Here is a 12,248-nt window from a genome sequence, read left to right on the forward strand (position 1 = left end):
CTCCCCTACCTGGAGGTGATGTCGACGATCCGCCACTGCCCGCCCCGCAGTTCCGCGGTCACGGACAGCTGCGCCGCCGCCGTGGTGGCGGCCTTCCCCTCGCGCTCGTAGATCTGGTCGAGGAAGACGAGGAGGTGGGCGCTGCCGCCGGTGAGCCGGGTGACCCCGGCGCGGACGACCTGGCTGGTGAGCGTCAGCTTCTGGTCGGCGGCCTGCTTCTCGACCTGGCCGAACAGGGCCGCGTACTGCTGGAGCGCCCGGCCGGCGAGCAGCTGCTTCGCCGACTCCTTGGTGGCGGCGGTGGCCTGCGGGCTGTACGAGAAGACCTTGCCCAGCGCGCTGCTCACGTCGCCGGTGACCCGGCTGGTCGCGGCGGAGTCGGTCAGCGCGCGGTTGGAGGTCGCGGGGGTGTCGCGCAGCTGCCGCCCCTGGACGAACAGGGTGCCGCCCACGCCCAGCAGGGCGACGGCCAGCAGCGCGGCGAGCGGGCGGGTCCACCGCCGGCGGGCGGGGGCCACGTCCGGCCCGGGATCCGGTACGGGGTCGAGGTCAGGTGGGTCGGTCACTGTTGCGGTGTCCTGCGTCATGTGCCGCTCCCGACCGGTAGCGCGTCAAGTGCCTTGACCTTCCAGCCGTCCCCGGTGCGGGTCAGGGTGACCTCGAAGCGTTTGCGCTCCGTGCCGCCCTTGCCGGTGCGCGGGGTGACCACGACGTCGACGGTCGCGATGAGCGCCGCCGTACCGGCCCGGTCGTCGAGCGCGGTGAGCGCGGCGTCGGTGACCTTGCCGCGCGCGGTGGCGCCGGACTCGGTGAGCTCGGCCGCGTCCTTCTTCCGGCTGCTCTCCAGCCGGTCGTGCAGCGGGCCGGCCGAGGCGTCGAGCCAGGCGCCGATCCCGGACTTCACGCTCGCGGCGTTCCTGCCGTCCATGCTGGTCAGCCGGGCGAGGTGCCGTTTGCCGTCGGCGAGCGCGGCGTCGCGGCTCTTCGCGTACGCCAGTGTGCCGTCACCCCGGGCCTGGGCGTACGACCAGGTGCCGAGCGCGCAGACCAGGACCGCGGCGAGCAGGGCGGACCAGCCGAGCCCCGTCCTCGTACGGCCGCTCATGAGCCGCCTCCCAGGCCGAGCAGTCCGGCCATTCCGTCGGCCTGCGGGGTGGTGGTGCTCCCGGTGGTGGCGAGGGTGTCCGGGAGGAGGCCCGAGCCCGGGGTGAACGGTTCGGGTACGGGCCCGCCCTTCGGGGCGTTGGCGCTGCCGCGGACGTTGATGCCGCTGCCGGGCGAAGAGGCGCAGCGGGCCTTGGTGTTGGCGGCGGGGGCGGCCGAGGTGTCGGTGCCCGGGCGGTAGGTGGTGGAGCCGTATCCGGCGGTGCAGGGCAGCGGCTCGAAGAAGGTGACCGACATGCCGAATCTGGCCCCGTCCGCGTCGATCGCGCTCGCGCCGGCGGCCGCGACCGCGGGGAGCTTCACCAGGAGTTCCTCCAGTCCGCGCTGGCGGGTGACGGCGACCTCGGAGGTGGTGAGGAGGTTGGCGACGACCACCCCGAAGGCGGGGTCGAGGTCGCGCAGCAGTCCGCTGATCTGTTCGGTGGCGTCGGGCGCGGCGGCGATGAGCCGGCGCAGGTCGGTGTCGGATCCCTTGAGTTCGGCGGCGAGTTCCTCGGCGCCGGAGGCGAATCCCTTGAGCGCCTCGCCCTGTTCGTTCTGGGTGCGCAGCACGGTCTCTCCGTCGGCCATCAGTTTCGTGGTGGTCGGCAGGGCCTCGTCGGCGGCCTCGACGAACTCGCCGCCGGTGTCGAGCAGGACCTGGAGGTCGTCGCCCCGGCCGGTGAACGCGGCGCCGAACTCGTCGACGACCGTGCGCAGGGCTTCCGTGTCGACGGAGGCCGTCAGGTCGTCGACGCTGGTGAGGACGTCGGTGACGGGTGCGGGGATGGTGGTGTCGGCCTGGTCGATGACCGATCCGTTCTCCAGGAAGGGCCCGTCCGCGCGGGTGGGCCGCAGGTCGATGTACTGCTCGCCGACGGCGGAGAGGTTGGCGACGACGGCCCGCAGGCTGTCGGGGATGCGCGGCGCGTCGTTCTCGATGCGCAGCTCGGCCTCGACGCCGTCGTCGGTGAGCTCGATCGGTCCGACCCTGCCCACGGACACGCCCCGGTAGCTGACGTTGGAGTGGGTGAACAGGCCCCCTGTCTGCGGCAGTTGCACGGTCACCGTGTAGTAGTCGCGCAGCCCGACGTAGTGACCGAGGTCGGCGTACCGGACCCCCAGGAAGCCCAGGACGAGTACGGCGACGACGAGGAAGGCGATGTTCTTGAGCCGGACGGCAAGGGTGATCATCAGCGGGTGCCCTCCGTTCCCGGTGTGGTGACCGAGGGCAGCGGCAGCGGCAGCGCGGCCCCGGACTTCTGCTGGGCGCCGGACTCGGTGGGCGGGGTGAGTGCGGGGATGATCTGGGTGCCGGGCAGGGCCGTCACGTCCAGGTAGACGTTGAGGTAGTCGCCCTTCACCCCGCGGAGCACCTCGTCGGTGAACGGGTAGGTGGCCAGCACCTGGAGGGAGTCCGGCAGGTCGTTGCCGGAGTCGGCGAGCGCGGTGAGCATGGGTGCGATGGCCTTGAGGTCGGCGATCATGTCGGCCTTGCTCTTGTCGATCGTGTCGACGGCGACGGTGGAGAGCGAGTCGAGTGAGCGCAGCATGGTGAGCAGCGAGCCGCGCTGCTTCTCCAGGACCTTCAGGCCGGGGGTGAGCCCGGTGAGGACCGTACCGACGTCCTGTTTACGGGTCGCGAGGGTGGCGGAGAGCCGGTTGACCCCGTCGAGTGCCGCGGTGATGTCCTCCTTGTGGTCGTCCAGGTCGGTGACGAGGGTGTCGACCCGCTTCAGCATCGAGCGGATCTGTGGTTCCTGTCCGGCGAGTGCCTTGTTGAGCTCGGTGGTGATGGTCTTGAGCTGGGCGACCCCGCCGCCGTTGAGGAGCATCGACAGGGCGCCGAAGACCTCCTCGACCTCCGGGTTGCGGTTGGTTCGGGAGAGCGGGATCCGGTCACCGTCCGCGAGGGTGCCCCTGGCGGTGCCTGCGCTCGGCGGCGAGAGCTGGACGAACTTCTCGCCGAGGAGGCTGGACTGTTCGAGGTGGGCGTACGCGTTGGCGGGCAGGTCGATCTTCCCGTTGACACGCATGGTGACTCTGGCGGTCCAGCTGCCGGGGGTGAGGGCGATCCCGGTGACCCGGCCGACGGCCACGTCGTTGACCTTGACGGACGACTGCGGGGCGAGGCTGAGGACATCGCCGAACTCAGCGGTGATCTCGTACGGGTGGTCCCCCAGGTCGGCCCCGCCGGGCAGCGGCACCTGGTCGATGCTCCCGAAGGACGGCAGGCCGACGGTCGTGGCGACGAGCACGAAGCCGGCACCGGCGGCGACCAGGGCGCCGAGGGCCGTGACCAGCCGGGTGCCGAGTCTGTGCGGGGCGGGGCTCATGGGGTCGCCTCCTTCTTCTTCTGCGTCCCGGTCTTCTCCGGGGTGCCGTAGACGGTGCCGACGGCGGGCAGCGGCAGCACGGGCAGCGCCTCCTGCCGGCTGGTGTCCGCCGGAGCCAGCCCCTGCAGTCCGGTGGCGGCGGCCCCGGGTTCGGTGAGGGGCCCGCCCATCGACAGCTCGTTGAGGTCGGTGCGCCCGTTGAGGGTGCGGTTCGCCGGGTCGTACGCGTTCAGCACGTTGCCGGCCGCGAGGGGCAGTGTGTCGAGGGATTCGGCGAGCGAGGCGCGCTGGTCGACCAGGGTCTGGGTGAGCGGCAGCAGCAGGTCCACGTTCTCCTTGAGGGCGCCACGGTTCTTCTGGATGAAGCCCTTGACCTGGCCGAGTGCCTTGCCCAGTTCCTTCAGGGCCGCGCTGAGGTTCTTCTTGTCGTCGGCGAGGAAGCCGGTGACGGTGTTCAGCTGCTGCTCGGCGGCCCGCACATTGCCGTCGTTCTCCTTGAGCATCGTGGTGAAGGTCTGCAGGTAGGACAGCGTGTCGAAGAGGTTCCCGCTGCTCTTGTCGAGCGTCTTCGTCGCCTTGCCGAACTGCTCGATGGAGTCCCCGATGGCCTTTCCGTTCCCGTCGAGGTTCTTCGCCCCGGTGTCGAGGAGTTCCGAGAGCGCCCCGTCCGTGTTGGCGCCGTCCGGGCCGAGGGCCGTGGAGAGCTCGGTGATCGACTCGTACAGCTGGTCGACCTCGATGGGCGTGGCGTTGTCCGCGGCCGGGAGTACGGCGCCGTCCGCCAGCCGCGCTCCCCCGGTGTAGGCGGGTGCGAGCTGTACGTACCGGTCGGCGACCAGGCTGGGTGCGACGACGACGGCGTGCGCCTTTTCGGGGACGTCGACGTCCTCGTCGAGCCGCAGGGTGACCCTGGCCTCCTTGCCGTGCGGTTCGACGGACTCGACGGTGCCGACCTTCACCCCGAGGATCCGCAGGTCCGATCCGGCGTACACGCCCGTGGCCTGGTCGAAGTAGGCGGTGACGGTGGTCTTCCCCTGGTCGTCCATCGCCATGACGCCCGAGGTGGCGGCCACCGCCACGACGGCGAGTCCGGCGCCGATCCCGATGATGCGTGTGCGTCTCATGTCAGCGCCCTCCCTGCTTCGGTGGCATGCAGTCGCCGTCGGCCGGGGGCGTCCCGGCGGGCAGGTAGTTCTTCGGGACGACACCGCAGACGTAGTTGTCGAACCAGCGGCCGTTGCCGAGGGTGTTGCCGACGAGGCGGTTGTAGGAGCCGGCCAGCGAGAGCACCTTGTCGAGGCTCTTGCGGTTCTTCACCAGCACCGTGGTGACCCGGCCCAGCGAGTCCAGGGTGGGTTTCAGCTGCTTGTCGTTGTCCGTGACGAGCCCGGTCAGCTGGGTCCCGAGGTTCCTGGTCCCGGTGAGCAGCAGGTGGATGGAGTCACGGCGGGCCTGGATCTCGCCGAGGAGGAGGTCGCCGTCCTCCAGGAGGGTCTCGAAGCTGCTCTTCTTGTTCGCGAGCGTCCTGGTGAGCTGCTTGCTGCCCTTGAGGAGGGTGGCGAGCTGCGCGTCCCGCTCGGACACCGTTTTCGACAGCGCGGACAGCCCGTTCGCGGCGCTGCGTACGTCGGGCGGTGAGTCCTTGAAGGTCTCGGAGATCGTCTCGAAGCTCCGGGCGAGCTGCTCGGTGTCGATCTCGTCGATCGTCTCGCCGAGTCCGTCGAACGCCTGGGTGACGTCGTACGGGGAGGTGGTGCGGCTGTTGGTGATCCGGGAGTCAGGGTCCTGGGGGGCGTCGCCGAGCGGGTCGACGGCGAGGTACTTGTCGCCCAGGAGGGTCTTGATGGCGATGCCGACGGTGGAGGAGTTCCCGATCCAGGCGTCCTTGACCTTGAAGTCCACCTTCACCTTGGCGCCGTCGAGCCGGACGCCGGTGACCTCGCCGACCTTGACTCCGGCGATCCGTACCTCGTCGCCCTCGTCGAGGCCGGCCGATTCGGTGAAGTCGGCGCTGTAGGTGGTGCCGCCGCCGATGAAGGGCAGGGCGTCGGCGCGGTAGGCGGCGAGGCCGACGAGGGCCAGGACGAGGAGTCCGACGATGCTGACGGCGACCGGGTTGCGTTCGCGTACGGGCTTGATTCTCATGCCTGGCACCTCGGCTTGCCGATCGTGATGCCGGTGGGCGGGGCGCTGCCGTCCTCGGTCGTCACACCGCTGACCTTGGCTTCGCAGAGGTAGAGGTTGAGCCATGACCCGTACGACGTGAGGCGGGTGATGGCCTCCATCTTGGCCGGGGTCTTCTCCAGGAAGCTCTCGATCTTGGGGGAGTTCTTGTCCAGTTGGCCGGTGAGCCGTCCGAGCTGGGCAATGTCGTCCTTGAGCGGTTTGCGTCCGTCCTGGAGGAGGTCCGCGGTGACGGTGGTGAGCGCGCCCATGGCCGTGACCGCCTCGCCGAGCGGTTTGCGGTCGCCGGAGAAGCCCGTGACGAGCTTCTGCAGGGTGACGACGAGGTCGTTGAAGCCCGCCTCCCGGTCGTTGACGGTCTTCAGGACCGTGTTGAGGTTCTTGATCACCTCGCCGATCACCTTGTCCTTGGCCGCCACGGTGCCGGTCAGCGATCCGACGTGGGAGAGGATGCTGTCGACGGTGCCGCCCTCGCCCTGGAGGACCTGGACGATCGATCCGGCGAGCTGGTTGACGTCCGGTGGCGACAGCCCCTCGAACAGCGGCTGGAAGCCGTTGAAGAGCTGGGTGAGGTCCAGCGCGGGCGTGGTGCGTGACAGCGGGATGGTCGCGCCGGGCGTGAAGCTCCGGCCGACGGGCCCGGCGCCCTGGTCGAGGTCGATGTAGCGCTGGCCGACCATGTTGAGGTACTTGATCGACGCGGTCACCGAGGCGGGCAGTTCGCGGCCCCTGCGGACGGCGAAGCCGACCTCGGCCAGCCGTTTGTCCGCGACCTCGATGGACTCGACCTGACCGACCTTGACGCCGGCGATCCGGACGCTGTCGCCGACGACGAGTCCGGTCGCGTCGGTGAACCTCGCCCGGTACGACGTGGTGTCGCCGACGCCCGTGTTGGCGATGGACAGCCCGAGGACGGTGGTGGCCATGACGGTGACCACGACGAAGACGATCGACTTGACGAGGGGTCCCGCGAGGGAGCGGCGCTTCACTTGAGCTTCACCTCCGCACCGCGGAAGGCCGGACCGATGAGCACGCTGCTCCAGTCGGGCAGGGTCTGCGGCTGCACGTTCAGGGAGGGGGCGACCAGCTCGTTGACGAGCCGGCTCTCCTCGGGCGAGTTGGGCATGCCGAGGGCGGTGTCGGCGTCGGTCTCGGTTGCGGTGTCACCGGGGGCGCTGTCCACGGCGGAGGAGGCGGTCCGTGCGTCGGCTGTCGGCACCGCCCTTCCGGTGTACGGCACCGAGTAGCAGTGCGGGCCCCCGGTGGCGCCGTAGACCGGGGTGTCCTTGCCGGCCACGTACTTGCCCTTGGACTCCACGGGCCTGAGCGTGACGTGGAGGCCGGGCCGGTCGGTCCCCTTGCCGAGCGCCTTGTCCATGGCGGGGACGAATCCGGCCATCGTGCGCAGGGTGCAGGGGAACTCGTCCGAGTACTGCGCGAGGAGTTCCAGTGTGGGCCGGCCCGAGGCGGAGAGACGGATGAGGTTGTCCTTGTTCTTGCGCAGGAAGGAGGTGACGTCCTGGGCGGAGGCGGTGGTCGAGCCGTACAGATCGGCGAGTTCCGCCTGCTGTTCGGCGAGGGTGCCGCTGGTGGTGGTGAAGTCGGTGAGCGCGTCCAGGACGTCGGGGGCGGCGTCCGCGTAGAGCGTGCTGACCTTGACGAGTTCCTTGATGTCCGCGTTGAGCGTGGGGAGTTGCGGGTTGAACTCCTTGAGGTGCGCGTCGAGGGTGACCAGCGTGTCGCCGAGCTTTTCGCCGCGCCCTTCGAGCGCCTGGGACACGGCGTTGAGGGTGGCGGCGAGCTTCTCCGGCTTGACGGCGGTCAGCATCGGCAGGACGTTGTCGAGGACCTCCTCCAGCTCGATGGCGTTGGAGGAGCGGTCCTGCGGGATCACCGCACCGGCCTGGAGGGTCCGGACGGACGGCACGGACGGGGGTACGAGGGCGACGAAGCGCTCGCCGAAGAGGGTGGTGGGCAGCATCTGGGCGGTGACGTCGGCGGGGATCTGGCGGAGCCGGCCGGGCCGGATGGCGAGGGTCAGGCGCGCCCCGTCGCCGTCCGACTCGATGTCGCGCACCTCTCCGATCACGACACCGCGCAGCTTGACCTCGGCGTTGTCGTGCATCTCGTTGCCGACGCTTCCGGTGCGTACGGTCACGGTGGCGTCGTCGGTGAAGTCCTTCTCGTACACGGACACCGACAGCCATACGAGCAGGGCGGGCACCAGCACGAAGGCCACACCGGCGAGTCTGCGGCGCACCGTCTGCGCCGTGGAGGAATGCATCAGCCGGCCACCTTCACCGTTGTCGTCGCGCCCCAGATGGCGAGCGAGAGGAAGAAGTCGGTGACGCTGATCAGCACGATGGCGTTGCGCACCGACCGGCCCACGGCCACGCCCACACCGGCCGGACCGCCGGTGGCGTGGAAGCCGTAGTAGCAGTGGGCGAGGATCACCAGCACGCTGAAGATCAGCACCTTGAGCACCGACAGGAGCACGTCGTCCGGGGAGAGGAAGAGATTGAAGTAGTGGTCGTAGGTGCCCGCCGACTGCCCGTTGAACAGGACGGTGATGTAGCGGGACGCCAGGTAGGAGGAGAGCAGCCCGATCGCGTACAGCGGGATGATGGCGACGACGCCCGCGATGATCCGCGTGGTCACGAGGTAGGGCATGGAGCGCACGCCCATCGCTTCGAGGGCGTCGACCTCCTCGTTGATCCGCATCGCGCCGAGCTGGGCGGTGAAGCCGGCGCCGACGGTCGCGGAGAGGGCGAGGCCGGCGACGAGCGGGGCGATCTCCCTGGTGTTGAAGTACGCGGAGATGAAGCCGGTGAACGCGGAGGTGCCGATCTGGTCGAGGGCGGCGTACCCCTGGAGGCCGACGACGGAGCCGGTGGCGAGGGTCATCGCGATCATCACGCCGATGGTTCCGCCGATGACACCGAGGCCGCCGCTGCCGAAGGCGACCTCGGCGAGCAGCCGCTGCACCTCCTTGAGGTAGCGGTGCAGGGTGCGGGGGATCCAGATCAGCGCCCGTACGTAGAAGGTGAGTTGCTCACCGGAGCGGTCGAGCCAGCCGAGCATCGACATCGGTCAGCCCCCCTTCGGGGGGACGATCTGGAGGTAGATCGCGGTGAGGACCATGTTCACCGCGAACAGGAGCATGAAGGTGATGACGACGGACTGGTTGACGGCGTCGCCGACGCCCTTGGGACCGCCGCGCGGGTTGAGTCCCCGGTAGGCGGCGACGATGCCCGCGATGAAGCCGAAGATCAGCGCCTTGAGTTCACCGACGTACAGGTCGGGCAGCTGGGCCAGGGCGGAGAAGCTGGCGAGGTAGGCGCCCGGGGTGCCGTCCTGCATGATCACGTTGAAGAAGTAGCCGCCGAGTGTGCCGACCACGGAGACCAGTCCGTTGAGCAGCACGGCGACGGACATGGTGGCCAGCACGCGCGGGACGACGAGGCGCTGGACGGGCGAGACGCCCATGACCTCCATGGCGTCGAGCTCCTCGCGGATCTTGCGGGAGCCGAGGTCGGCACAGATCGCGGAGCCCGCCGCCCCGGCGATCAGCAGGGCCACGATGAGCGGGCTGGCCTGCTGGATGACGGCGAGGACGCTGGCGCCGCCGGTGAAGGACTGGGCGCCGAGCTGCTCGGTGAGCGAGCCGACCTGGAGGGCGATGACCGCGCCGAACGGGATGGAGACGAGGGCGGCGGGCAGGATCGTGACGCTGGCGACGAACCAGAACTGCTCGATGAACTCCCGTACCTGGAAAGGGCGGCGGAAGACGGCGCGGGCGACGGCCAGGGCGAGGGCGAAGAGCTGTCCGGTCTGGCGCAGCGGGGCGAGGAGCCGCGAGGGCGGTCTCTGCCCCGGCGCCTGTTCGGCGGCCGGCTCCGGCGGCCGTACGGGCGGTGGTGCCGTCATCGGCGCCCACCGTCCAAGGTCGGCGTGTAGCTGTTCATGATGGCCGTACGGGCGGCCTCCGGCAGCTGGCCCATCATGGAGAGGACCCGCTCCCGGCGGCGCACGGCGCCCTGCCGCACGGGCAGTCCGGGTGAGGGCTCCAACTGCGGTACGACGGTGCGGGGACCGGCCGTGCGGTCGGAGCCGTTGGTCTGCTCCGCCGCGAGGGTGGCCGCGTCCTTCTCCTCGGACATGCCGATGGGGCCTTCGCGGCGTCCGGCGAGGAACTGCGAGACGACGGGCATGTCGCTGGTGAGCAGGACCTCGCGCGGGCCGAAGGTGACGAGGTTGCGGCAGAACAGCATCCCCATGTTGTCGGGGACGGTGGCCGCGATGTCGAGGTTGTGGGTGACGATGAGCATCGTCGCGTCGATCTGGGCGTTGAGGTCGATCAGGAGCTGCGAGAGGTACGCCGTACGGACCGGGTCGAGCCCGGAGTCGGGCTCGTCGCAGAGGATGATCTGCGGGTCCAGGACGAGGGCGCGGGCGAGGCCGGCGCGCTTGCGCATCCCGCCGGATATCTCGCCCGGCAGTTTTCCTTCCGCGCCCAGCAGTCCCACGACATCGATCCGCTCCATGACGATGCGGCGGATCTCGGACTCCTTCTTGCGGGTGTGCTCACGCAAGGGGAAGGCGATGTTGTCGAAGAGCGACATCGAGCCGAAGAGGGCGCCGTCCTGGAACATGAGGCCGAAGAGTTTCCGGGTCTCCATGATTTCGCGCTCGGGGCTGTTCACCATGTCGACGCCGTTGATGAGGACACGGCCCTTTTCCGGCTTGAGCAGTCCGATGATGGATTTCAGGAACACGGTCTTCCCGGTGCCGGAGGGCCCGAGCATGACGCTCACCTCACCGGCCGGCAGCGTGAGGCTGATGTCCTGCCAGATGTTCTGCTTGCCGAAGGACTTCGTCAGGCCTTCGACGACTACTTCGATACCCATCGGCCCTCCCTCGAAGTGGTGGTGAACGACGTCATCTGTCTGCGCTCCGGCTCCGGTGAATGCAAGGGGCGGCTCGTCACACATGCACCAGGAGGCGCACGTTATGTCCGTCGAATCCGCCAGGACAAGCCGTTGAGCAGCGGGAATCGCCGGGCATCGATCTTCGGACGGATCACTTGTCACCGAATGACAAAGCCGGTCACCGGTCTTGTCGGATTCTGCGCAAGCTCTCCGGGTGCACCGGGGTCCCGCGGCCCCGGGGGGCCGGAGCCACGAGATTCCGGCGGCGGGAGGCCCCGCCCCGGTGGAGGGTTCCGGTGCCGGGGGAACTCCCGGAGGAATCCCGGGCCGAGGGGGGCGCGACCGGGACTCCACGTGCGTCGAACGAGCAGGTACGGACGCGTTTCCGAGCTGCTCAAGCGGGACGCTACGGGCCAGTAACCTGAGTCCGCAATAGCACTTCACGAACTTTCTCCGAGGTAATTGCAGAGCACCGTTTTCTTATGTCCCGATGAGTAACAGGGGCGCGAAACCTATCGAAAAGTGAGGGCCTACGGGCCATGTCGGCAGGCCCCCGGGAGCCGCTCCCGGACACGCCGAAGCCCGCCCCGACCAGGGTTCATCCGGTCGGGACGGGCTCATGGGCGGCCGAGGGCCGGGGCGCACGAAGTGACAAGAAGCCGAGGCGCCGCCGGCACCCTTCCCGCCGGCTACTTCACCGCGGAGTGCCAGCTCGCGGCGAGCTCCTTGCCGGCATCGGGCACCGACAGCCCCGGAGCCGTGAGACCGGCCGTGTAGGTCTTGGCGTCGTTCAGGACGAGGTTGTTCGAGCCGGCCGCGGCCGGCAGGCCGACCTTGAGGTCGATGGCCCAGCTGAGCAGACCGCCGAGACCGCAGCCACTGGCCTTCGGCACGGAGAACTGGCTGTCGCCCTGGGCGGCCCCGGACAGGGCGATCCGGATCAGCGACCCCTCGTCCGGGTTCGCCGACCCGTCACCGTTGAATCTGGAGGCGGCCATGGTCGGGGCACTGATGTTCCCGGGACGCAGGAGCACCGGGTTGCTGCTGCTTCCTATGTAGCAGCTGGATCCGAGCAGCGGGTTCTCCAGACGGATCTTGACGGGCAGCTTGACGATCGGCCCGGAGGAGATCCCGGCGACCAGGCTGAAGTCGGTCGGTGTGCCGGCCGACTCCACCGTGGCGGTCACCTTGTTCAGGGTGGCATCGGTGATCTGCCCGCAGACGGCCGAGACGACCGGGACATTACTGGGGCACATGATGCCGAGGAGCCCGCCGGGGATGGTGGTCTTCCCGCTGATGATGGATCCGGCCGGCGGGGGAACGACCGTGTAGGTCCCCTCGGCCGGATGCTGGATGACGCCGAACTGCAGGTTCGTGGACCCGGTCGTCGCCGTGGTGTTGCCCAGCTTGATCGTCCCGTTGGGCGAGGTGGACGTCACGCACAGCGGGACGTCGGTGTCGCCGTCCGTCGCGAGCATGGCCGGGGCGTCCACCGGACAGCGGTCGAACGGGGCCCAGTCGCCGTTCAGCTGGGCGGCGGCCGTGGCGGCGCCGGCCGGGGTGGCGGTCAGGGGCATGACCAACGCGGCGGACGCGGCGACGGCACCGCCGGCCTTGATCCAGGTCTTGGAGGCAGGTCTCATCGTTCCCTCGATTC

Annotated in this window: 12 protein-coding genes; all 12 read right to left on the reverse strand. The window is 69.5% G+C overall.

All coding sequences use genetic code 11. From position 1 onward, the window contains the following. Window positions 1-5: 5 nt before the first annotated feature. The 12 genes from ACIRD8_RS32555 to ACIRD8_RS32610 all read right to left on the reverse strand — a co-directional run bounded on the left by ACIRD8_RS32555 (window position 6) and on the right by ACIRD8_RS32610 (window position 12,234). Window positions 6-587 carry a hypothetical protein gene (locus ACIRD8_RS32555; protein ID WP_403999648.1) on the reverse strand — a complete coding sequence of 194 codons (582 nt, stop codon included), beginning with the start codon at window positions 585-587 and terminating at the stop codon, window positions 6-8. Next, window positions 584-1,105, reverse strand: a complete 522-nt coding sequence (locus ACIRD8_RS32560) for a hypothetical protein (protein WP_403999651.1) — start codon at window positions 1,103-1,105, stop codon at window positions 584-586. Before ACIRD8_RS32560 ends, ACIRD8_RS32555 begins: the two co-directional genes overlap by 4 nt. Next, entirely contained in the window at window positions 1,102-2,337 is a 1,236-nt protein-coding gene (locus ACIRD8_RS32565; protein ID WP_403999654.1) for an MCE family protein, read from the reverse strand. Before ACIRD8_RS32565 ends, ACIRD8_RS32560 begins: the two co-directional genes overlap by 4 nt. Beyond that, window positions 2,337-3,479 (reverse strand): MCE family protein, encoded by a 1,143-nt coding sequence (locus ACIRD8_RS32570; protein ID WP_403999657.1) that lies wholly within the window; start codon window positions 3,477-3,479, stop codon window positions 2,337-2,339. The genes ACIRD8_RS32565 and ACIRD8_RS32570 overlap by 1 nt, the downstream gene beginning before the upstream one ends. Beyond that, window positions 3,476-4,603: an MCE family protein gene (locus tag ACIRD8_RS32575; RefSeq protein WP_403999660.1), complete on the reverse strand. Its 1,128-nt coding sequence runs from the start codon at window positions 4,601-4,603 to the stop codon at window positions 3,476-3,478. The genes ACIRD8_RS32570 and ACIRD8_RS32575 overlap by 4 nt, the downstream gene beginning before the upstream one ends. 1 nt (window position 4,604) lies before the next feature. Further along, entirely contained in the window at window positions 4,605-5,624 is a 1,020-nt protein-coding gene (locus tag ACIRD8_RS32580; RefSeq protein ID WP_403999663.1) for an MCE family protein, read from the reverse strand. Further along, window positions 5,621-6,652 carry an MCE family protein gene (locus ACIRD8_RS32585; RefSeq protein WP_403999666.1) on the reverse strand — a complete coding sequence of 344 codons (1,032 nt, stop codon included), beginning with the start codon at window positions 6,650-6,652 and terminating at the stop codon, window positions 5,621-5,623. The genes ACIRD8_RS32580 and ACIRD8_RS32585 overlap by 4 nt, the downstream gene beginning before the upstream one ends. Beyond that, window positions 6,649-7,947, reverse strand: coding sequence for an MCE family protein (locus ACIRD8_RS32590; protein WP_403999670.1), 1,299 nt, complete (start codon window positions 7,945-7,947; stop codon window positions 6,649-6,651). Before ACIRD8_RS32590 ends, ACIRD8_RS32585 begins: the two co-directional genes overlap by 4 nt. Beyond that, window positions 7,947-8,750 (reverse strand): MlaE family ABC transporter permease, encoded by an 804-nt coding sequence (locus ACIRD8_RS32595; protein ID WP_403999673.1) that lies wholly within the window; start codon window positions 8,748-8,750, stop codon window positions 7,947-7,949. Before ACIRD8_RS32595 ends, ACIRD8_RS32590 begins: the two co-directional genes overlap by 1 nt. Before the next feature lie 3 nt (window positions 8,751-8,753). After that, on the reverse strand, window positions 8,754-9,590 hold the full coding sequence (locus ACIRD8_RS32600; protein ID WP_403999676.1) for an MlaE family ABC transporter permease: 837 nt from the start codon (window positions 9,588-9,590) through the stop codon (window positions 8,754-8,756). Then, window positions 9,587-10,570, reverse strand: coding sequence for an ABC transporter ATP-binding protein (locus tag ACIRD8_RS32605; protein ID WP_403999679.1), 984 nt, complete (start codon window positions 10,568-10,570; stop codon window positions 9,587-9,589). Before ACIRD8_RS32605 ends, ACIRD8_RS32600 begins: the two co-directional genes overlap by 4 nt. Window positions 10,571-11,280: 710 nt before the next feature. Further along, on the reverse strand, window positions 11,281-12,234 hold the full coding sequence (locus tag ACIRD8_RS32610) for a hypothetical protein (protein ID WP_403999682.1): 954 nt from the start codon (window positions 12,232-12,234) through the stop codon (window positions 11,281-11,283). Window positions 12,235-12,248 lie beyond the last annotated feature (14 nt).

It is taken from the genome of Streptomyces sp. NPDC102451 (assembly GCF_044765485.1).
Lineage (GTDB): Bacteria > Actinomycetota > Actinomycetes > Streptomycetales > Streptomycetaceae > Streptomyces.

What these genes read in the sequence shown, in the direction of transcription:
- ACIRD8_RS32555 (WP_403999648.1), bottom strand. Translation starts at nt 587, where the DNA reads ATGACGCAGGACACCGCAACAGTGACCGACCCACCTGACCTCGACCCC.
- ACIRD8_RS32560 (WP_403999651.1), bottom strand. Translation starts at nt 1,105, where the DNA reads ATGAGCGGCCGTACGAGGACGGGGCTCGGCTGGTCCGCCCTGCTCGCC.
- ACIRD8_RS32565 (WP_403999654.1), bottom strand. Translation starts at nt 2,337, where the DNA reads ATGATCACCCTTGCCGTCCGGCTCAAGAACATCGCCTTCCTCGTCGTC.
- ACIRD8_RS32570 (WP_403999657.1), bottom strand. Translation starts at nt 3,479, where the DNA reads ATGAGCCCCGCCCCGCACAGACTCGGCACCCGGCTGGTCACGGCCCTC.
- ACIRD8_RS32575 (WP_403999660.1), bottom strand. Translation starts at nt 4,603, where the DNA reads ATGAGACGCACACGCATCATCGGGATCGGCGCCGGACTCGCCGTCGTG.
- ACIRD8_RS32580 (WP_403999663.1), bottom strand. Translation starts at nt 5,624, where the DNA reads ATGAGAATCAAGCCCGTACGCGAACGCAACCCGGTCGCCGTCAGCATC.
- ACIRD8_RS32590 (WP_403999670.1), bottom strand. Translation starts at nt 7,947, where the DNA reads ATGCATTCCTCCACGGCGCAGACGGTGCGCCGCAGACTCGCCGGTGTG.
- ACIRD8_RS32595 (WP_403999673.1), bottom strand. Translation starts at nt 8,750, where the DNA reads ATGTCGATGCTCGGCTGGCTCGACCGCTCCGGTGAGCAACTCACCTTC.
- ACIRD8_RS32600 (WP_403999676.1), bottom strand. Translation starts at nt 9,590, where the DNA reads ATGACGGCACCACCGCCCGTACGGCCGCCGGAGCCGGCCGCCGAACAG.
- ACIRD8_RS32605 (WP_403999679.1), bottom strand. Translation starts at nt 10,570, where the DNA reads ATGGGTATCGAAGTAGTCGTCGAAGGCCTGACGAAGTCCTTCGGCAAG.
- ACIRD8_RS32610 (WP_403999682.1), bottom strand. Translation starts at nt 12,234, where the DNA reads ATGAGACCTGCCTCCAAGACCTGGATCAAGGCCGGCGGTGCCGTCGCC.